Source organism: Pseudomonas sp. B21-048, from assembly GCF_024748615.1.
GTDB lineage: Bacteria > Pseudomonadota > Gammaproteobacteria > Pseudomonadales > Pseudomonadaceae > Aquipseudomonas.
Genome location: NZ_CP087168.1, coordinates 3,650,994 through 3,670,947, shown reverse-complemented (window position 1 = coordinate 3,670,947; position 19,954 = coordinate 3,650,994). Strand labels below are relative to the sequence as shown.

16 protein-coding genes are annotated in these 19,954 nt (G+C 59.7%); all 16 read right to left on the bottom strand.

What is annotated here, in order from left to right; translation table 11 throughout:
* Position 1: 1 nt before the first annotated feature.
* The 16 genes from nuoH to LOY56_RS17110 all read right to left on the bottom strand — a co-directional run bounded on the left by nuoH (position 2) and on the right by LOY56_RS17110 (position 19,841).
* Complete coding sequence (gene nuoH, locus LOY56_RS17185; RefSeq protein WP_258615899.1) at positions 2–1,009, bottom strand: NADH-quinone oxidoreductase subunit NuoH; 1,008 nt, start codon at positions 1,007–1,009, stop codon at positions 2–4.
* Complete coding sequence (gene nuoG / locus LOY56_RS17180) at positions 1,006–3,720, bottom strand: NADH-quinone oxidoreductase subunit NuoG (protein WP_258615898.1); 2,715 nt, start codon at positions 3,718–3,720, stop codon at positions 1,006–1,008. Before nuoG ends, nuoH begins: the two co-directional genes overlap by 4 nt.
* 138 nt (positions 3,721–3,858) lie before the next feature.
* A complete protein-coding gene (gene nuoF / locus LOY56_RS17175) occupies positions 3,859–5,214 on the bottom strand; it encodes an NADH-quinone oxidoreductase subunit NuoF (protein WP_258615896.1) in 1,356 nt (451 codons plus the stop codon).
* Positions 5,211–5,708, bottom strand: a complete 498-nt coding sequence (gene nuoE / locus LOY56_RS17170; RefSeq protein ID WP_030130919.1) for an NADH-quinone oxidoreductase subunit NuoE — start codon at positions 5,706–5,708, stop codon at positions 5,211–5,213. Before nuoE ends, nuoF begins: the two co-directional genes overlap by 4 nt.
* 2 nt (positions 5,709–5,710) lie before the next feature.
* Complete coding sequence (nuoC, locus tag LOY56_RS17165; protein WP_258615894.1) at positions 5,711–7,495, bottom strand: NADH-quinone oxidoreductase subunit C/D; 1,785 nt, start codon at positions 7,493–7,495, stop codon at positions 5,711–5,713.
* Positions 7,496–7,567: 72 nt separating this feature from the next.
* Positions 7,568–8,242, bottom strand: a complete 675-nt coding sequence (locus tag LOY56_RS17160) for an NADH-quinone oxidoreductase subunit B family protein (protein WP_258615892.1) — start codon at positions 8,240–8,242, stop codon at positions 7,568–7,570.
* A gap of 10 nt (positions 8,243–8,252) precedes the next feature.
* Positions 8,253–8,666, bottom strand: coding sequence for an NADH-quinone oxidoreductase subunit A (locus LOY56_RS17155; protein WP_007905050.1), 414 nt, complete (start codon positions 8,664–8,666; stop codon positions 8,253–8,255).
* 567 nt (positions 8,667–9,233) lie between these two features.
* The gene (gene aceA / locus LOY56_RS17150; protein ID WP_095053167.1) at positions 9,234–10,559 is read right to left on the bottom strand and encodes an isocitrate lyase; all 1,326 of its coding nucleotides are present in this window, start codon (positions 10,557–10,559) and stop codon (positions 9,234–9,236) included.
* A 514-nt stretch (positions 10,560–11,073) separates the two neighbouring features.
* Entirely contained in the window at positions 11,074–11,835 is a 762-nt protein-coding gene (locus tag LOY56_RS17145) for a secretin N-terminal domain-containing protein (protein WP_258615890.1), read from the bottom strand.
* A 133-nt stretch (positions 11,836–11,968) separates the two neighbouring features.
* On the bottom strand, positions 11,969–12,394 hold the full coding sequence (locus LOY56_RS17140) for a GNAT family N-acetyltransferase (RefSeq protein WP_007905044.1): 426 nt from the start codon (positions 12,392–12,394) through the stop codon (positions 11,969–11,971).
* Positions 12,387–13,556 carry a cupin domain-containing protein gene (locus LOY56_RS17135; protein ID WP_258615888.1) on the bottom strand — a complete coding sequence of 390 codons (1,170 nt, stop codon included), beginning with the start codon at positions 13,554–13,556 and terminating at the stop codon, positions 12,387–12,389. The genes LOY56_RS17140 and LOY56_RS17135 overlap by 8 nt, the downstream gene beginning before the upstream one ends.
* Positions 13,557–13,642: 86 nt before the next feature.
* Entirely contained in the window at positions 13,643–15,013 is a 1,371-nt protein-coding gene (gene purB / locus LOY56_RS17130) for an adenylosuccinate lyase (protein ID WP_123493780.1), read from the bottom strand.
* A gap of 127 nt (positions 15,014–15,140) precedes the next feature.
* On the bottom strand, positions 15,141–15,764 hold the full coding sequence (hflD, locus tag LOY56_RS17125) for a high frequency lysogenization protein HflD (RefSeq protein WP_258615886.1): 624 nt from the start codon (positions 15,762–15,764) through the stop codon (positions 15,141–15,143).
* A complete protein-coding gene (mnmA, locus tag LOY56_RS17120) occupies positions 15,761–16,894 on the bottom strand; it encodes a tRNA 2-thiouridine(34) synthase MnmA (RefSeq protein WP_258615884.1) in 1,134 nt (377 codons plus the stop codon). The genes hflD and mnmA overlap by 4 nt, the downstream gene beginning before the upstream one ends.
* 59 nt (positions 16,895–16,953) lie before the next feature.
* A complete protein-coding gene (locus LOY56_RS17115) occupies positions 16,954–17,400 on the bottom strand; it encodes an NUDIX hydrolase (protein WP_258615881.1) in 447 nt (148 codons plus the stop codon).
* A gap of 215 nt (positions 17,401–17,615) precedes the next feature.
* Positions 17,616–19,841, bottom strand: a complete 2,226-nt coding sequence (locus LOY56_RS17110) for an NADP-dependent isocitrate dehydrogenase (RefSeq protein WP_258615879.1) — start codon at positions 19,839–19,841, stop codon at positions 17,616–17,618.
* Positions 19,842–19,954: the final 113 nt, after the last annotated feature.

Here is a 19,954-nt window from a genome sequence, read left to right as displayed (position 1 = left end):
CTCACTGAGCCGCGACGGCGGGCGTGTTGAGCAACACGACCGCAGCGGTCACCAGCATGTTGACGAGGGTCAGCGGCAGGCAGAACTTCCAGCTGAAATCCATCACTTGGTCATACCGTGGGCGCGGAATCGAGGCGCGCAGCAGGATGAAGAACATGATGAAGAACGCGGTTTTCAGTGCAAACCAGATGAACGGGATCTGCGGCAGAATGCCGAACGGACCGTGCCAGCCACCGAAGAACAAGGTCACCAGCAGCGCCGAAATCAACACGATGCCGATGTACTCACCGACGAAGAACATGCCCCATTTCATGCCGGCGTATTCAATGTGGTAACCGTCGGCCAGTTCCTGTTCCGCTTCCGGTTGGTCGAACGGGTGACGGTGAGTCACGGCGACGCCAGCGATGAAGAAGGTCAGGAAACCGAAGATCTGCGGAATGACGAACCACAGGTTCTGCGCCTGGTATTCCACGATGTCGCGCATGTTGAACGAGCCAACCTGGATCACGATGCCCATCAGCGACAGGCCCATGAACACTTCGTACGACACGGTTTGTGCCGAGGCCCGCAAGCTGCCCAACAGGGCGAACTTGTTGTTGCTCGACCAGCCGGCGAACAGCACCGCGTAGACCGACAGACCGGCCATGGCGAAGAAGAACAGGATGCCGATGTTGATATCCGCCACGCCCCAGGTCGGGGTGATCGGGATGATCGCAAAGGCAATCAGCAAGGCGCTCATGGCCACGACCGGCGCCAACGTGAAAATCACTTTGTCGGCGAACGGCGGGGTCCAGTCTTCCTTGAAGAACATCTTGATCATGTCGGCAGCGATCTGGAACGCGCCGAACGGGCCGACGCGGTTCGGACCGTAACGGTCCTGCCAGAGGGCGAGCAGACGACGCTCGACCCAGCTCAGCAGCGCGCCGCACACCACCACGGCGAGCAGAATCACGATGGCCTTGAGGACCGCGATGATGATGTCGATCACTTCAGGCGTGAACCAGGTCATAGCGCTGCCTCCTGCAGACCGTCAACGGATTTGCCAAAGATCGCGGGCGGAATGCCGGCGATACCGGCCGGCAATGCGACCAGACCGGCACCCAGCTCTTCGTTGATGCGCAGCGGCAGACGCAAGGTCTGGCCGGCCACGTTCAGGCTCAGCAGGGCACCGTCATTGACGCCCAGGCGGTCGGCTTCGGACTTGGCCAGCGACAGGTACGGGGCTGGAATGCGTTCTTGAACCGGCGCGGCTTTGGAAGAGTTCTCTTCGCTGCCGAACAGGTGGAAGAATGGCACGACCTGCCAAGTGCCCGGAGCCGGGTTGAACGCGCGCGGAACACTGGCGAACCAGTTCAGCGAATCACCGGTGCTTTCGATCAGGCGAGTGCCCGGGTCGCCCGCGCGGATGTGACCACCGACTTCGTCCTGGAACTTGTTCCAGGCTTGCGGCGAGTTCCAGCCCGGAGACCAGGCGAATGGCACTTGCTGACGCGGTTCGACCGAGCCCGAGTAACCTTCCATGGAGAACGAGAACGCGGTGTCGTTGTCCTGGGAAGTACGAGGTTCGTGCACGCTGATGTCGGCGCGCATGGCGGTCCGGCCGCTGTAACGCAGCGGTTCGCGAGCCAGCTTCAGGCCTTTGATACGGAACGCGGCGGACGGTGCGGCATCGACGATGCGCGCCAGTTGCGGTTTGCTCGCAGCAACGGCAGCGGTGACATGGTCCAGTTGGGTCCAGTCGATCGGCTGGTTCAGCAGGGTCGAACGCAGGGCATGCAGCCAGCGCCAGCCTTCGTGAACCAGAATGCTTGCGTCGAGGTAAGTCGGGTCGAAGACCTGGAAGAAACGCTGGGCGCGGCCTTCCTGGCTGACCAGCGTACCGTCGCCTTCAGCGAAGCTGGCGGCTGGCAGAACCAGGTGCGCGCGATCGCTGGTGGCGGTCTTCTGATGGTCCGCCACGATCACCACTTTTGCGGCGTTCAGGGCAGCATCGACCTTAGCGTTGTCGGTACGGGTGTAGAGATCGTTTTCCAGCACGACGATGGCGTCAGCCTTGCCGTCGATCACCGCTTGCAGGGCCGCGTCGACCGAGTCACCACCGAGCATGGCCAGGCCGAGGCTGTTGGCCTCTGGCACGATCAGGCTGATGGAACCGTTCTTCTCGCGCAGCTTCAGGGCCTTCGCAATGTTGGCAGCAGCCTCAATCAGTGCCTTGGAACCCAGCGAGGTACCGGCAATGATCAGCGGACGCTTGGCCGCGAGCAGGGCGTTGGCGATGCGCTGAGCCAGTTCGAGGGCTTCAGCGTCCAGACCTTCAACGGCCGGCGCGCTGGCATCGAGGGCGTGAGCCACGGCGAAACCGATACGGGCCAGGTCGTCAGGAGCGGCGTGAACGCATTCTTCAGCCACGTCGTCGAGCTTGGTTTCAGCCAGGCTGGCGATGAACAGCGGGTTCAGCGCATGCTGACCGATGTTCTTCACCGCGGCATCGAGCCACGGCTGAACGCGCATGGCGTCGGCCATGTCTTCGGCTTTGCCCTTGACCGATTGACGCAGGGCCAGGGCCATGCGCGCGGCAGTCTGGGTCAGGTCTTCACCAAGGACGAAAATCGCATCGTGATCTTCGATGTCGCGCATGTTCGGGATCGGCAGCGGGCTGTCTTTGAGCACCTGTACAACCAGACGAATGCGCTCAAGTTCAGCGGCTTCGATACCGGAGTAGAAGTGCTCGGCGCCGACCAGTTCAAGCAACGCGTAGTTGCTTTCGAGGCTGGCGCGTGGGGAACCGATACCGACGATGTTGCGACCGCGCAGCAGGTCGGCGGCTTTATCCAGTGCTTCGTCGAGGCCCAGCTTGGCGCCGTCTGCCAGCTGTGGCTGGCGCGGGCGGTCTTCGCGGTTGACGTAGCCATAGCCGAAACGGCCACGGTCGCACAGGAAGTACTGGTTTACCGAACCGTTGAAACGGTTTTCGATGCGACGCAGTTCGCCGTAACGCTCGCCCGGAGAAATGTTGCAACCGCTGGAGCAGCCATGGCAGATGCTCGGCGAGAACTGCATGTCCCACTTGCGGTTGTAGCGCTCGGAGTGAGTCTTGTCGGTGAACACACCGGTCGGGCAGACCTCGGTGAGGTTGCCGGAGAACTCGCTTTCGAGGGTGCCGTCTTCAACGCGACCGAAGTACACGTTGTCGTGAGCACCGAATACACCGAGGTCGGTGCCGCCGGCGTAGTCTTTATAGAAGCGCACGCAGCGGTAGCAAGCGATGCAGCGGTTCATTTCGTGGGAAATGAACGGGCCCAGTTGCTGGTTCTGGTGAGTACGCTTGGTGAAGCGGTAACGGCGCTCGTTGTGGCCGGTCATCACCGTCATGTCTTGCAGGTGGCAATGACCGCCTTCCTCACAGACCGGGCAGTCGTGAGGATGGTTGGTCATCAGCCATTCAACAACACTGGCGCGGAAGGCCTTGGATTCTTCATCTTCGATGGAGATCCAGGTGCCATCGGTTGCAGGGGTCATGCAGGACATGACGATGCGACCACGGGTGTCGTTTTCGTCGGTGTACTGCTTGACCGCGCACTGGCGGCAAGCGCCAACGCTGCCAAGGGCTGGGTGCCAGCAGAAATAAGGGATATCGAGGCCTAGCGACAGACATGCCTGTAACAGGTTGTCTGCCCCATCGACTTCGAGCTCTTTGCCGTCTACGTGGATAGTGGCCATGGTTCAAAGTTCTTCGTTGGCCCGGTGTCAGCGGGCGTGGCTAATGGAATCTTGTTATTCGTCCGAATCCAAACAGCCTCGAAAGGCGTCATCGGACGAAAAGGCGAAGGGCACGGACCCTTCGCCTTTTTTAAGCGTTTACGCGCCGACTACGATCGGCTTTGCCAGAGGCGGGACGACGGCGCTGGTGGGCGCGATGCCGGCTTCGAACTCTGGACGGAAGTATTTGATGGCGCTGCCCAACGGCTCCACGGCACCCGGTGCGTGTGCACAGAAGGTCTTGCCCGGGCCGAGGAAACCGACCAGACCCAGCAGGGTCTCGATATCGCCGGGCTGGCCTTCGCCGTTCTCGATGGCCATCAAGAGCTTGACGCTCCATGGCAAGCCATCGCGGCAAGGGGTGCAGAAGCCGCAGGATTCGCGAGCGAAGAACTGCTCCATGTTGCGCAGCAAGGACACCATGTTGACGCTGTCGTCCACCGCCATGGCCAAGCCGGTACCCATGCGGGTGCCCACTTTGGCGATGCCGCCGGCGTACATTTGTGCGTCCAGGTGTTCTGGCAACAGGAAACCGGTACCGGCGCCGCCTGGCTGCCAGCACTTGAGCGTGTAACCGTCGCGCATGCCGCCGGCGTAGTCTTCGAACAGCTCGCGACCGGTGACGCCGAACGGCAATTCCCACAGGCCAGGGTTCTTGACCTTGCCGGAGAAGCCCATCAGCTTGGTGCCCATGTCTTCGCTGCCTTCGCGGGCCAACGATTTGTACCAGTCCACGCCGTCGGCAATGATTGCCGGCACGTTGCACAGGGTTTCGACGTTGTTCACGCAGGTCGGCTTGCCCCACACGCCCACGGCGGCAGGGAAGGGTGGCTTGGAGCGCGGGTTGGCGCGGCGGCCTTCGAGGGAGTTGATCAGTGCGGTTTCTTCACCGCAGATGTAACGCCCGGCACCGGTGTGCACGAAGAGCTCGAAATCAAAACCCGAACCCAGGATGTTTTTACCCAGCAGGCCAGCAGCCTTGGCTTCTTCCACGGCACGGTTCAGGTGCCTGGCGGCGGTGGTGTATTCGCCACGCAGGAAGATGTAGCCACGGTAGGTTTTCAGCGCGCGAGCACTGATCAGCATGCCTTCGATCAGCAGATGGGGCAGTTGCTCCATCAGCATGCGGTCTTTCCAGGTGTTCGGCTCCATCTCATCCGCGTTGCACAGCAGGTAGCGGATGTTGATGGATTCGTCCTTGGGCATCAGGCCCCACTTCACGCCCGTGGGGAAGCCTGCACCGCCGCGGCCCTTGAGGCCGGAGTCTTTCACGGTCTGGACGATGTCGTCCTGGGCCATGTCGGCGAAGGCCTTGCGCGCAGCGGCGTAACCGTTCTTGGCCTGGTATTCGTCGAGCCATACGGCTTCGCCGTCGTCACGCAGGCGCCAGGTGAGCGGATGAGTCTCAGCGACACGCTTGATGCGGTTGGCTGGACCGAAGGAAGTCAGGGTCATACGTAGCCCTCGAGCAATTTGGCAACGCCGGCAGGCTGCACATCACCGAACGTGTCGTCGTCGATCATCAGCGCTGGCGCCTTGTCGCAGTTGCCGAGGCAGCAGACCGGCAGCAGGGTAAAGCGACCGTCGACGGTGGTCTGACCCAGGCCGATGCCCAGTTTGCTCTGGATTTCGCTGACCACCGACTCGTGGCCGCCGATGTAGCAGACCATGCTGTCGCAGACGCGAATGATGTGACGGCCCACGGGCTGACGGAAGATCTGGCTGTAGAACGTCGCCACCCCTTCAACGTCGCTGGCCGGGATGCCGAGGATCTCGCCGATGGCGTAGAGCGCGCCGTCAGGCACCCAGCCACGTTCCTTCTGGACGATCTTCAGGGCTTCGATCGACGCCGCGCGCGGGTCTTCGTAGTGATGCAGCTCGTGCTCGATGGCCGAGCGCTCGGTTTCGCTCAGGGCGAAACGGTCTGTCTGGATAAGCGGGCTGTTCATGCTTAGCGGTCCACGTCGGCCATAACGAAATCGATACTACCCAGGTACGCGATCAAGTCCGCGACCATGCTGCCTTTGATCACCGAAGGGATCTGCTGCAGGTGCGGGAAGCTTGGAGTACGAATCCGGGTGCGGTAGCTCATGGTGCCGCCATCGCTCGTCAGGTAATAACTGTTGATGCCCTTGGTCGCTTCGATCATCTGGAAGGATTCGTTGGCCGGCATGACCGGGCCCCACGAAACTTGCAGGAAGTGCGTGATCAGGGTCTCGATGTGTTGCAGCGTGCGCTCTTTGGGTGGCGGCGTGGTCAGCGGGTGATCCGCCTTGTACGGGCCTTCCGGCATGTTGCGCATGCACTGCTCGATGATCTTGAGGCTCTGGCGCATTTCTTCGACGCGAACGATGCAACGGTCGTAGGCATCGCCATTGGCCGCCAGCGGGATTTCGAATTCGAAGTTTTCGTAGCCGGAGTAAGGGCGAGCCTTACGCAGGTCGAAATCGCAACCGGTCGAACGCAGGCCAGCACCGGTGACACCCCATTCCAGGGCTTCTTTGGTGTTGTAGGCGGCGACACCGATGGTCCGGCCACGCAGGATGCTGTTGTCCAGTGCGGCTTTCTGGTATTCGTCCAGACGCTTTGGCATCCACTCGACGAAATCCTTGACCAGTTTTTCCCAGCCGCGCGGCAAGTCATGAGCGACGCCACCGATGCGGTACCAGGCCGGGTGCAGACGGAAACCGGTGATGGCTTCGATCACCGTGTACGCCTTCTGGCGGTCGGTGAAGGTGAAGAACACCGGGGTCATGGCGCCGACGTCCTGGATGTAAGTCCCCAAGAACAGCAGGTGGCTGGTGATCCGGAAGAACTCGGCCATCATGATGCGGATGACGTCGACCTTCTCGGGCACCTTGATGCCGGCCAGCTTCTCGACCGAGAGCACGTACGGCAGGTTGTTCATCACGCCACCGAGGTAGTCGATACGGTCGGTGTACGGAATGAAGCTGTGCCAGGACTGACGCTCGGCCATTTTCTCGGCACCACGGTGGTGGTAACCGACGTCCGGTACGCAATCGACGATCTCTTCACCGTCCAGCTGCAGAATGATGCGGAACGCACCGTGCGCCGAAGGGTGGTTGGGACCTAAGTTGAGGAACATGTAGTCCTCGTTCGCACCTGAACGCTTCATGCCCCAGTCTTCAGGCTTGAAGCGCGCGGCTTCTTCCTCAAGCTGTTGCTTGGCCAGGGTCAGGCTGAACGGGTCGAACTCGGTGGCACGGGCCGGGAAATCCTTGCGCAGCGGGTGACCTTCCCAGGTCGGCGGCATCATGATGCGGGTCAGGTGCGGGTGACCGGCAAAGTTGATGCCGTACATGTCCCACACTTCACGCTCGTACCAGTTGGCGTTCGGCCAGATGCTGGTGACGGTCGGCAAGCTAAGGTCGCTCTCGGACAAGGCGACCTTGATCATTACGTCACTATTACGTTCGATCGACATCAAGTGATAGAACACAGTGAAATCGGCGCCGCTTGGCAGCCCTTGACGCTTGGTGCGCAGACGCTCGTCCACGCCGTGCAGGTCATAGAGCATGACGTACGGCTTGGGCAGGTTGCGCAGGAAGGTCATCACTTCGACGAGATTGGCGCGGGCAACCCAAAGCACCGGCATGCCGGTGCGGGTAGGCTGGGCGGTGAACGCCTCCGGGCCAAAACGATTGTTCAGTTCGACGACCACATCCTGGTCGTCTGCCTTATAAGGCGGGATGTACAGAGCACTGCCTGTAGTCATGGTTATTTATCGCTTTCGGTCAACGTAAAGAATGAAGCCAGTGTCTCGTTTCTTTGTAAGAACAGATCTGGATCAGACTTCGTCGGGGCTGCGCAGGTTGGTGACTGCGATTCGCTGTTCGCGGCGCGCATCCTTTTGCGAAGGCATCTCGGCGCGGTACACGCCTTGATCGCCAACGACCCAGGAAAGTGGGCGACGCTCCTGTCCAATCGACTCTTGCAAGAGCATCAAGCCCTGCAGAAAAGCTTCAGGGCGGGGCGGGCAGCCAGGCACGTAGACGTCCACGGGCAGGAACTTGTCCACCCCTTGAACGACGGAGTAGATGTCGTACATGCCACCGGAGTTGGCGCACGAACCCATGGAGATGACCCACTTAGGCTCGAGCATTTGCTCGTAGAGACGCTGAATGATCGGCGCCATCTTGATGAAGCAGGTACCGGCGATAACCATGAAATCCGCCTGACGCGGCGATGCCCGGATCACCTCGGCGCCAAAGCGCGCGATGTCGTGGGGCGCCGTGAAGGCGGTGGTCATTTCCACGTAGCAGCACGAAAGACCGAAGTTATACGGCCACAGGGAGTTCTTGCGCCCCCAGTTGATCGTGCCGTTGAGCACGTCTTCGAGCTTGCCCATGAAAATGTTTTTGTGGACTTGATCTTCTAACGGATCGGAAACGGTTTCCCGTTGGCCAATCGGATACTGCTCGTTAGGAGCATCGGGGTCGATCCTGGTGAGATTGTATTGCATTGCCAAAGCCTCATTGTTTCAGCTTCGCTTGCCGCTTACGACGAGCTTCCGGAGCCCAGTCAAGGGCGCCCACTCGGAATAGGTAGACAAGACCTGCCAACAGAATTGCTATGAAAACGAGAGCTTCGACGAATCCGGTCCAGCCGCTTTCGCGGACGGACACAGACCAGGCAAAGAGAAAAAGGGCTTCGATATCGAAGATCACGAAGAGCATCGCGACCAGATAGAATTTGGCTGAGAGCCGCAAGCGGGCGCCACCGGTAGGTAGCATGCCGGACTCGAACGGTTCGTTTTTGCTGCGGCCCCAGGCTTTTGACCCGAGGAGGCTGGATACGCCGAGCATGAAGGCGCAAAGGCCGCCGACACCCAGAAGGAAAATGGCAAAGCCCCAGTTGTGGGCCATGAGTCCGGTCGCTTCGGGCATGCTGGTAATCCTTGACAGAGAGCAAAGGTCTCTGAGCTTGAAAAGAAACAAAGCAGTGACGATATGTCGCAGCAATCAATCGCGGTGATTTTATGGCTAAACACCGAGCAAGTAAAATTCAGATAGCGAAATTATTTACAAGAATAAGGACATAGCACGCCTCCAAAGCCCTGTAGCCCATGCCACTCGGGCATTAGCGGGGGTTTTGTCAAATATGTTTTGTAGGGAATGTAACGAACATAGTTCTCGCTAAATGATAATCAATATTATTTGTCGCAGTTTTCAAACTGTTTATCGGGTGGGTGGCCGGGAAGTTGTCTTATATACGCGTTACTGCAAGTAGCGAGCGTGGTCGTTTTACCTGATTTTCCGGGTCGGGAAACTGCTCTGGATCAATGTGTTTCGCAGAGTTTTGTAGGTTGACGCGTTCCCTGTGGGGGTCGGGTTTCTTGGTGGTCGATAAATGGCAGGAAAAAAAAGCCCCGAACCAGTCGGGGCGTCAGATGAGCGGCTTTGCGGTTAGCTTTTTATTCGGTCCGCAAGGGCCGTTTGCTTAAGCGAAGCAGATCAGTGGAACTGTTCTTCTTCGGTCGAACCCGTCAGCGCGGTTACCGAGGACGTGCCACCTTGAATCACGGTGGTCATGTCGTCGAAGTAGCCGGTGCCCACTTCCTGCTGGTGAGCCACGAAGGTGTAACCCTTGGCAGCGTCAGCGAACTCTTGCTCTTGCAGTTTCACGTAGGCAGTCATGTCGTTGCGGGCGTAGTCGTGCGCCAGGTTGAACATGCTGTGCCACATGTTGTGAATGCCGGCCAGGGTGATGAACTGGTGCTTGTAACCCATGGCGGACAGTTCACGCTGGAACTTGGCGATGGTCGCGTCGTCCAGGTTTTTCTTCCAGTTGAAGGAAGGCGAGCAGTTGTACGACAGCAGTTGGTCCGGGTATTCCTTTTTGATCGCTTCAGCGAAGCGACGAGCCTCGTCCAGATCCGGCTTGGCGGTTTCGCACCAGATCAGGTCGGCGAATGGTGCGTACGCCAGGCCGCGAGCAATGGCCTGGTCCAGGCCGGCACGCACTTTATAGAAGCCTTCCTGGGTGCGTTCGCCAGTCACGAATGGCTGGTCATATGGATCGCAGTCAGAGGTCAGCAGGTCAGCTGCGTTAGCGTCGGTACGGGCCAGAATGATGGTCGGAGTACCGGCAACGTCAGCTGCCAGACGAGCAGCGGTCAACTTCTGCACAGCTTCCTGGGTAGGAACCAGTACCTTGCCGCCCATGTGGCCGCATTTTTTAACGGAAGCCAATTGGTCTTCGAAGTGAACGCCGGCGGCGCCTGCTTCGATCATGCTCTTCATCAGTTCGTAAGCGTTCAGAACGCCGCCGAAACCGGCTTCGGCGTCAGCCACGATCGGAGCGAAGTAGTCGATGTAACCTTCGTCGCCCGGGTTCTTGCCGGCTTTCCACTGGATCTGGTCAGCGCGACGGAACGAGTTGTTGATGCGCTTGACCACGGTCGGAACCGAATCCACCGGGTACAGCGACTGATCCGGGTACATCGATTCGGCGGAGTTGTTGTCCGCAGCCACTTGCCAGCCCGACAGGTAGATCGCCTGGATACCAGCCTTGACTTGTTGCACAGCCTGGCCGCCGGTCAGGGCGCCCATGCAGTTGACGAAATCTTTCTCAGGACGGAAGGACGGCTTGGCACCCTGGGTCACCAGGTTCCAAAGCTTCTCGGCGCCCATTTTTGCAAAGGTGTGCTCAGGTTGAACCGAGCCACGCAGACGGACGACGTCAGCAGCGGAGTAATTGCGTGTCACGCCTTTCCAGCGCGGGTTTTCAGCCCAATCTTTTTCGAGGGCTGCAATTTGCTGTTCGCGTGTCAGTGCCATGGAGATAAACCTCGTCGCGTCTTTTATGAAAAGTCATCTTGGGGTGGAAAATTACGGCTCCAGCCAAGTACGCGTTTCAAGAAGGGCGTAAGAGGCTGCTCGCTGACCAGAAGCTTAGGCGGTCAAGTCGGGTTCGGCGGGGATGGCGACGGGATGAACGATGGGCTCGAGGGGAAGTGAGCAGGTAAGGGCGAACTGGCGAGCGCATTCAGGCGTCGTGGGCCTTGGTGCGAACTTCAGTGTGGAGCCGGGTTACCTAATTACGCTTCCGTCCCTCGGGACAACTTCGTTCCAGTCGGCAACCTCGTCAAACACACCTTATGGGCGGTACAGACACGAATCGGCTCGCGGGGTAGGTGCGAACAGCGACTCGAAAGCCCTTGCCAGGGCCTCTGATTAGCGGGAGCGAGGCCATCATGCCTTTGCTTTTTTGGCTCGTCAAACGTTTTGTAGTGCTTTTTTTCAAGCACTACATCTTTGGTCTAATACGACTAATCAGTCAGTTTTTGGTGCTTTAGTCCAACGTATCGACTTTCACTCGCAGAGTCATGTCATCCCGGCCCTGAGTCGAGTAGCTGCGGGTCGGGCCCTGTTTGTCGGCCTGAGTCTGGCGATTTACGCCGGCCAGGGTGATCCACTCGCCCAGTCGGCCGCTGACCGTTGTGTCGGTGCTTTGCACGTTCACTACATCGGGACGTTCCTGGCTCATCCGGTCACGGTTAGTACTGATTGCCAGATGAACGATGTCGCCGGTAACGCTGGCGGTGACGTAGAAGCCTTGGGTGACATTGCGGTATTCGGTCTGGCTGCGCAGGTCACCATAGCTGTCAGTCTGGGTGTTGGTGAGCGGCACGCTTTGGCCGACCTGGATCAGCGCCGGTGTGCCTTCGCTGGTCTGAACCTGCTGGATACCGCCGTCGCGGCTGTCGGTGCTGTGGTTGATGATGCGAGTCTGGCTCGGCTTGGCACCGTTCACCGAGTAACCCTGATCACCCTGGAAGTTGTTTTCGCTGGTGTCGACGGTGATCAGCAAGCGCTTGGCGGCCACGTCGAGTTGGTTGATCAAGGCCTTAAGTTCGTCGATCTTGCGCTGTTCTGCATTGACGATCAGCTGATTGCCATAGGCGCTGACCTTGCCATCCTTGCCGATGAAATTCTGCGCCACCGGCAGCAGATCGGCGCTGGTGCGATAGTTCAGGGGCACGATCTCGGTGGCGGCCATGACCGAAAAACTGCAGGTCAGCAGCAGCGTGGTGAGCAGGGTGCGTAGGGACATATCCGTTATCTCCGCCTTCAACGTCTTGATATTGCCAGTTTGTCGGCCCGGGGTGGGGCAAGTTGAGTCGTAGACAGCAAAACGCCCCGGCATCCGGGGATGGCGGGGCGTGGGAACGATCAGTTACAGGGTCTCAGGCGGAGTGCCGCACCATGTCCACATGCGGAATCCCGGCTTCCAGGAATTCCTCACTGACCATGCTGAAACCCAAACGCTCATAGAACGCCGTGGCCTGCACTTGCGCGCTCAGCATCTGCTGCTTCAGTCCGCGCTCCTCGGCTTCACCGATCACCGCTTGCATCAGCGCATCGCCGACTTTCAAGCCGCGCCAGTCCTTCAGCACCGACACCCGGCCGATGTGACCATCTGGCAGCAGGCGGGCGGTGCCGATCGGGAAGTCGCCTTCAAAGGCCAGAAAGTGGACTGCCGTTGCGTCATCAGCATCCCATTCCAGCTCGGGCGGAACGGATTGCTCGGCGATGAACACCGTCTCACGAATGCGCCGGATCTCGGCGTTATCCTTTTGCCAGTCTGCGACACGTACGTGAATTTTATTCATCGGCAAATCCCAGGCTTCCTTGCTTGATCAGCTCGCACAGCAGGCCGCGGCCGTCTTCATCGCTCAGCCATTGGCCAAGGTTGTCGACATGCAGCGCGTCGGCGGCGCAGATCATTTTCAGCAACTCGCGCAGTTTGCCCGGCAGGTAACGGCTTTGGCCGCTGGCAAACAGCAGCAGGTCGTCATCGACTTCCGACCAGGCCAAGCGTGCGCTTGGGTTGCGGATCAGCACCGCGCCTTGCTCGAGGCTGGCGAGCAGGTCGTCTTCTTCGACTTCCTCTGGGCCAACCACCAGTTCCGGGTAGCGCGGCTCAGTCATGAACTGGCCGAACCAGGTCAGCAGCAGGCGCTCGTCGCTCATGTGCTCGGCCAGCAGACTTTTCAGGCGATCGAGGGCGTCGTGCTGGATCTGATGAGGATCGACCGCCGGCAGTGCGTCGGCGTCGGTGTAACGCTCTTCGTCCGACAGGAACTGGCTGAGGAAATCGGTGAAGTGAGTCAGCACCTCAGCGGCGCTCGGGGCGCGGAAACCGACCGAGTAGGTCATGCAGTCGTCAATCGCGACGCCGCAATGGGCCAGGCGCGGCGGCAGGTAGAGCATGTCGCCCGGTTCCAGCACCCACTCATCGGTGGCTTCGAAATCAGCGAGGATGCGCAGGTCGGCGTGGGGCAGCAGCTTGCTCTCGGAATCGCACATCTGGCCGATTTTCCAGTTGCGCTTGCCGTGACCTTGCAGCAGGAACACATCGTAGTTATCGAAGTGCGGGCCGACGCTGCCACCCGGGGCGGCGAAGCTGATCATCACGTCGTCGACGCGCCAGCTCGGCAGGAAGCGGAAGTTCTCCAGCAGTTCGCCGACTTCTGGCACGAACTGGTCGACTGCTTGAACCAGCAGGGTCCACTCGGTCTCCGGCAGTTTGCTGAACTCGTCTTCAGCGAACGGGCCGCGGCGCAATTCCCATGGGCGCTCGCCGTGCTCGATCACCAGGCGCGACTCGACTTCTTCTTCCAGCGCCAGTCCGGCCAGTTCGTCGGCGTCGATCGGGCTTTCGAAATCAGGGATCGCCTGGCGGATCAGCAGCGGTTTTTTCTGCCAGTAGTCACGCAGGAATTCGCGCGCCGTGATGCCACCCAGAAGTTGAAGAGGAATATCAGGATTCATGTGTAACCTATTGAAAAAAAGCACTTTTCAGACGGGAATAAAAACGCCCGGCGCTGCCGGGCGTCTCAAACGGGTAAAGCGGTCGATCAGATGCGTTTGGCTTGCGCTACAGCGTTGCCGATGTAGTTTGCCGGGGTGAGCAGCTTCAGCTCAGCCTTGGCTTGCGCAGGCATGTCCAGGCCGTCGATGAAGGTCTGCAGCGCTTCAGGGCTGATGCCCTTGCCGCGAGTCAGCTCTTTCAATTTCTCGTACGGGTTTTCGATGTTGTAGCGGCGCATCACAGTCTGGATCGGCTCGGCCAACACTTCCCAGCACGCGTCCAGGTCAGCAGCAATCTTCTGCTGGTTGAGCTCCAGTTTGCTGATGCCTTTGAGGCTGGCTTCGTACGCGATCACGCTGTGGGCGAAGCCGACACCGAGGTTGCGCAGTACGGTTGAGTCGGTCAGGTCACGCTGCCAGCGGGAGATCGGCAGCTTGCTCGCCAGGTGCTGGAACAGTGCGTTGGCTATCCCTAAGTTGCCTTCGGAGTTTTCGAAGTCGATCGGGTTGACCTTGTGCGGCATGGTCGACGAACCGATTTCGCCAGCGATGGTGCGCTGTTTGAAATAGCCCAGGGAGATGTAGCCCCAGATGTCGCGGTCGAAGTCGATCAGGATGGTGTTGAAGCGCGCGATCGCGTCGAACAGCTCGGCGATGTAGTCGTGCGGTTCGATCTGCGTGGTGTACGGGTTGAAGCCCAGGCCCAGCTCGTCTTCGATGAAGGCGCGGGCGTTGGCTTCCCAGTCGATCTCAGGGTAGGCCGACAGGTGAGCGTTGTAGTTGCCGACAGCGCCGTTGATTTTGCCCAGCAGCGGAACGGCGGCGACTTGAGCGATTTGACGCTCCAGACGGTAAACCACGTTCGCCAGCTCTTTGCCCAAGGTGGTCGGCGAGGCCGGTTGACCGTGGGTACGCGACAGCATCGGCACGTCAGCGAAGCGGATGGCCAGCTCGCGGATGGCTTCGGCGGTCTGGCGCATCAGTGGCAGCATCACATCATCACGGCCTTCGCGCAGCATCAGGGCGTGGGACAGGTTGTTGATGTCCTCGCTGGTGCAGGCGAAGTGGATGAATTCGCTGACGGCAGCCAGTTCTGGCAGCTTGGCCGCTTGCTCTTTGAGCAGGTATTCGATGGCTTTGACGTCGTGGTTGGTGGTGCGCTCGATCTCTTTGACACGCTCGGCGTGCTCCAGAGAGAAGTTTTCCGCCAAGGTGTTCAACACCGCGTTGGCTTCGGCGGAGAACGCCGGCACTTCGCTGATGGCAGGGTGAGCGGCCAGGCGCTGGAGCCAACGCACTTCAACCAGAACGCGAGCACGGATCAGACCGTATTCGCTGAAAATCGGGCGCAGGGCCTGGGTTTTGCCGGCGTAGCGGCCGTCAACAGGGGAAACCGCAGTGAGCGAAGAGAGCTGCATGGGGTGTTCTCGGACAGTCGGGCAACGAAATGGGGCGCGTATCATACATGAAAAAATCCGCCGGTCCGTTGCCAACTGACCGGCGTATTACGCGTTACTGACTACAAAGCGGTATTGCGGGCGCGGTTCAGCTGCTGCGCATCAGCGGATAAAGCTCTTTAAGCAGCTTGCGCCGGCTGATCACCAACTGCCAGCGATGGCCGCCCAACTGCCGCCACAGGCGGGCTGAACGGATGCCGGCCAGCAGCAGCGCGCGAATCTTCGAAGCGTTGCTCGGTTGCTGCAGGTTGCGCATGTCGCCATGCACTTGAATCCGTTGGCGCAGGGTGCTCAGGGTGTCCTGGTACAGCGCGCCACAAGCGGCAATCACGTTTTCGTGAGCTGGGCCGAAGTGTTCGACCTGGGACTGAATCTGCGGCAAACGCTTGCCGATCACTTCCAGCATGTCTTCCCGCTTGGCCAATTGACGCTCCAGCCCCAGCATTGACAGGGCGTAGCGCAGCGGTTCGCGCTGAAGGGTGCTGGGGTCGCGCTCCAGGGCACCGATCAACGCGCGGTAACCTTCACGCAAGTTGATGTCGTCACCGCCATAGACTTCCAGCGTGTCCTTGGGGTCGCGAATCAACAGGCTGCCGAGCATGCAGGTCAGGCCGGCTTCGCTGGTCTGGCCGCTCTTGGCGATCTTGTCGACCAGCACGGCGGCGAGAAACACGCCGCCCAGGGCCGTCAGCTGCTCCTGAGTCGGGCTCATGAACGCTGACCCTTGCTGGTCCAGGGTTCGGCCACTTCGATCACGCCGCCGCCGAGGCAGATTTCGCCGTCGTAGAACACCACGGATTGGCCTGGGGTGACCGCGCGTTGCGGGTCATCGAAGGTCGCGCGGTAGCCGCTGGCGGTTTTTTCCAGCGTGCAAGGCTGGTCGCTCTGGCGATAACGCACCTTGGCGGTCAGCTTGCGCGGCTCGGTCAAATCGATCGGGTTGACCCAATAGATGTCCGAGGCGAGCAGGGCACGGGAGAACAAATAAGGGTGATCATTGCCCTGTCCGACGATCAGCTCGTTGTGTTCCAGGTCTTTGATCAACACGTACCACGGCTCGTCGCTGGCATCTTTCAGGCCGCCGATGCCCAGGCCCTGACGCTGGCCGATGGTGTGGTACATCAAGCCGTGGTGACGGCCGATGACTTCGCCTTCGGTGGTCTTGATCTCGCCTGGCTGGGCCGGCAGGTATTGCTTGAGGAAGTCACTGAAGCGGCGTTCGCCGATAAAGCAGATTCCGGTGGAATCCTTTTTCTTCGCGGTGGCCAGGTCGTGTTTCTCGGCAATCGCGCGCACTTCGGGTTTTTCCAGCTCGCCGACCGGGAACAGGGTCTTGGCGATCTGTTCGCCGCCGACGGCGTGCAGGAAGTAGCTCTGGTCCTTGTTCGGGTCCAGGCCCTTGAGCAACTCGGTACGACCATCGATGTCGCGGCGGCGCACGTAGTGGCCGGTGGCGATCAGGTCGGCGCCGAGCATCATGGCGTAGTCGAGGAACGCCTTGAACTTGATTTCGCGGTTGCACAGGATGTCCGGGTTCGGCGTGCGACCGGCCTTGTATTCGGCCAGGAAATGCTCGAACACGTTGTCCCAGTACTCAGCGGCGAAGTTGGCGGTGTGCAGCTTGATGCCAATCTTGTCGCACACGGCCTGAGCGTCCGCCAAGTCATCCATGGCGGTGCAGTATTCCGTTCCATCGTCTTCTTCCCAGTTCTTCATGAACAGGCCTTCCACCTCATAACCCTGCTCGATCAGCAGAAGAGCGGAAACGGAAGAGTCCACGCCGCCGGACATGCCGACAATGACGCGCTTCTTTTGTGTGTCAGAAGGGGCTGGATCACGCATAGGGATTCAATGAGTGTCTTGAAAAAGGACGCGATTCTAGCAGGCTGGAGCCCGCAAGGCTAAAGAGAAGGACGGATCAGCTCGAGGCTGAAGTGTTTGCCGTCCAGATAATCATCGATACAGCGGATGATCAGCTCACTGCGCCAGTTTGCGCGCTGTTGCAGCAGTTCGTCACGCGTCAGCCATTTTGCGCCGACGATACCGTCGTCCAGCTGATAGTCCGGGTGGTGTTTGAGCGGTTTTGCGCTGAAGCAGACCCGCTGGTAGGTCACGCCGTTGCTCGGGGCGGTATAGAGATAAATGCCCACCACGCCGGTCGGCTCGACGTCCCAGCCGGTTTCCTCAAGGGTTTCGCGCACGGCGGCTTCGATCAGGGTTTCGTCCGGGTCCAGATGGCCGGCCGGTTGGTTGAGCACCGTTTGTCCGTGCTTGAGCTCTTCGACCATCAGGAAGCGACCATTGTCTTCGACGATGGTGGCGACGGTGATGTGGGGTAGCCAATCCATGAAGCTTCCTCGAATTTTGAATATTGAAACATGGTCAATGTGGGGGCGGGCTTGCTCGCGAAAGCAGTGGGTCAGCCAGCATGAATGTTGAATGATAAACCGCATTCGCGAGCAAGCCCGCTCCCACATTGGTCCAGTGTTCATATTGGAAGTGTGTGAACGCCAGAAACAGAAACCCCGGCGCAGGGCCGGGGCTTCTTTGCATCCTTACAACCTTAAACCAGCGCAGCGATCGCGGCGTTGAAGGTGTTGCTCGGGCGCATGGCCTTGCTGATCAGCTCGGCATTGGCGTGGTAGTAACCGCCGATGTCCACTGGCTTGCCCTGAACGGCGTTGAGCTCGGCAACGATGGTTGCTTCGTTCTCGGTCAGGGTTTTGGCCAGTTCGCCAAACTGCGCTTGCAGTGCAGCGTCTTCGGTCTGGGCGGCCAGGGCTTGAGCCCAGTACAGCGCCAGGTAGAAGTGGCTGCCGCGGTTGTCGATGTTGCCGACTTTGCGCGATGGCGACTTGTTGTTGTCCAGGAACTGGCCAGTGGCCTGATCCAGGGTCTTGGCCAGCACCAGCGCCTTAGGGTTGTTGTAAGTCACGCCCAGGTGCTCAAGGGAGGCGGCCAGGGCCAGGAACTCACCCAGGGAATCCCAGCGCAGGAAGTTTTCTTCCAGCAGCTGTTGAACGTGCTTCGGTGCCGAACCGCCAGCGCCGGTTTCGAACAGACCGCCGCCGTTCATCAGCGGAACGATCGACAGCATCTTGGCGCTGGTGCCCAGTTCCATGATCGGGAACAGGTCGGTCAGGTAGTCGCGCAATACGTTGCCGGTCACCGAGATGGTGTCCTTGCCTTCGCGAGTGCGCTGCAGGGTGAACTTCATCGCGTCGACTGGCGACATGATCTGGATGTCCAGACCGGTCGTGTCGTGATCCTTCAGGTAAGCCTGAACTTTCTCGATCACTACGCCATCATGGGCGCGCATTGGGTCCAGCCAGAAAATGGCCGGAGTTGCGCTTGCACGGGCACGGTTGACGGCCAGTTTGACCCAGTCCTGGATCGGCGCGTCTTTGGTCTGGCACATGCGGAAGATGTCGCCGGCTTCAACCGACTGTTCCAGCAGAGTGCGGCCAGCGCTGTCGGAAACCCGAACCACGCCGTTTGCCTTGATCTGGAAAGTCTTGTCGTGGGAGCCGTACTCTTCGGCTTTTTTCGCCATCAGGCCAACGTTTGGCACGCTGCCCATGGTGGTCGGATCGAAAGCGCCGTTAGCTTTGCAGTCTTCAATCACTGCCTGGTAGATGGTGGCGTAGCAGCGATCCGGGATCACAGCCTTGGTGTCGTGCAGCTGGCCGTCAGTGCCCCACATTTTGCCGGAGTCACGGATCATCGCCGGCATCGAGGCGTCGACGATAACGTCGCTCGGCACGTGCAGGTTGGTGATGCCTTTGTCGGAGTTGACCATGGCCAGCGACGGACGAACGGCGTAGACCGCCTGGATATCCGCTTCGATCTGCGCTTGTTGCTCGGCAGGCAAAGCCTTGATACGAGCGTACAGGTCGCCGATGCCGTTGTTCAGGTTGAAGCCGATCTGTGCCAGCACGTCAGCGTGCTTGGCCAGTGCGTCTTCATAGAACTCGGCAACGATCTGGCCGAACATGATCGGGTCGGAGACCTTCATCATGGTGGCTTTCAGGTGAACCGACAGCAGCACGCCTTTGGCTTTGGCGTCTTCGATCTCGGCCGCGATGAAGCTGCGCAGCGCGTTTTTGCTCAGAACGGCGCAATCGAGGATCTCACCGGCTTGCACGGTGGTTTTTTCTTTCAGGACGGTGGTGGTGCCGTCTTGAGCGATCAGTTCGATTTTGACGGCGTCAGCGGCGTCGATCAGGGCGGCTTTTTCGCTGCCGTAGAAATCGCCGGTGCTCATGTGAGCGACGTGGGACTTGGAGTCTTTGGCCCATGCGCCCATTTTGTGCGGGTGCTTGCGCGCGTAGTTCTTGACCGACAGCGGTGCGCGACGATCAGAGTTGCCTTCGCGCAAAACCGGGTTAACGGCGCTGCCCTTGATCTTGTCGTAACGCGACTTGGCGAGCTTGTCGGCATCGCTGGTCACGGTTTCCGGGTAGTCCGGCAGTGCGAAGCCCTGGGCTTGCAGCTCTTTGATCGCGGCCTGCAGTTGCGGAACCGAAGCGCTGATGTTCGGCAACTTGATGATGTTCGCTTCAGGCGTAACGGCCAGGTCGCCCAGTTCGGCGAGGTGGTCGGCTACGGCTTTGTCACCCAATTGCTCGGGGAAGCTGGCCAGAATGCGCCCTGCAAGAGAGATATCGCGGGTTTCAACGGCGATATCAGCCGAGGCGGTGAAAGCCTCTACGATAGGCAACAGAGAATAGGTGGCGAGGGCTGGGGCTTCGTCGGTGAAGGTATAGATGATCTTCGAGCGGGTGGGCATATTCGGATTAACTCTCTCTTCTTTGCTAAAGCGTGCGCAGAAACTCAAGGGGCGCCGGTAAGCGCGTTCGTTCAAAGTCATCCATGAGCCGAATGTCGAGATTTCTTCGCGGT

Coding starts and splice junctions, on each gene's coding strand:
- LOY56_RS17140 (WP_007905044.1), bottom strand. CDS start 12,394: ATGAATAAAATTCACGTACGTGTCGCAGACTGGCAAAAGGATAACGCC.
- LOY56_RS17160 (WP_258615892.1), bottom strand. CDS start 8,242: ATGCAATACAATCTCACCAGGATCGACCCCGATGCTCCTAACGAGCAG.
- purB (WP_123493780.1), bottom strand. CDS start 15,013: ATGCAGCTCTCTTCGCTCACTGCGGTTTCCCCTGTTGACGGCCGCTAC.
- mnmA (WP_258615884.1), bottom strand. CDS start 16,894: ATGCGTGATCCAGCCCCTTCTGACACACAAAAGAAGCGCGTCATTGTC.
- LOY56_RS17110 (WP_258615879.1), bottom strand. CDS start 19,841: ATGCCCACCCGCTCGAAGATCATCTATACCTTCACCGACGAAGCCCCA.
- LOY56_RS17115 (WP_258615881.1), bottom strand. CDS start 17,400: ATGGATTGGCTACCCCACATCACCGTCGCCACCATCGTCGAAGACAAT.
- nuoG (WP_258615898.1), bottom strand. CDS start 3,720: ATGGCCACTATCCACGTAGACGGCAAAGAGCTCGAAGTCGATGGGGCA.
- nuoE (WP_030130919.1), bottom strand. CDS start 5,708: ATGAACAGCCCGCTTATCCAGACAGACCGTTTCGCCCTGAGCGAAACC.
- nuoH (WP_258615899.1), bottom strand. CDS start 1,009: ATGACCTGGTTCACGCCTGAAGTGATCGACATCATCATCGCGGTCCTC.
- nuoF (WP_258615896.1), bottom strand. CDS start 5,214: ATGACCCTGACTTCCTTCGGTCCAGCCAACCGCATCAAGCGTGTCGCT.
- LOY56_RS17135 (WP_258615888.1), bottom strand. CDS start 13,556: ATGAATCCTGATATTCCTCTTCAACTTCTGGGTGGCATCACGGCGCGC.
- aceA (WP_095053167.1), bottom strand. CDS start 10,559: ATGGCACTGACACGCGAACAGCAAATTGCAGCCCTCGAAAAAGATTGG.
- LOY56_RS17155 (WP_007905050.1), bottom strand. CDS start 8,666: ATGCCCGAAGCGACCGGACTCATGGCCCACAACTGGGGCTTTGCCATT.
- nuoC (WP_258615894.1), bottom strand. CDS start 7,495: ATGACTACAGGCAGTGCTCTGTACATCCCGCCTTATAAGGCAGACGAC.
- hflD (WP_258615886.1), bottom strand. CDS start 15,764: ATGAGCCCGACTCAGGAGCAGCTGACGGCCCTGGGCGGCGTGTTTCTC.
- LOY56_RS17145 (WP_258615890.1), bottom strand. CDS start 11,835: ATGTCCCTACGCACCCTGCTCACCACGCTGCTGCTGACCTGCAGTTTT.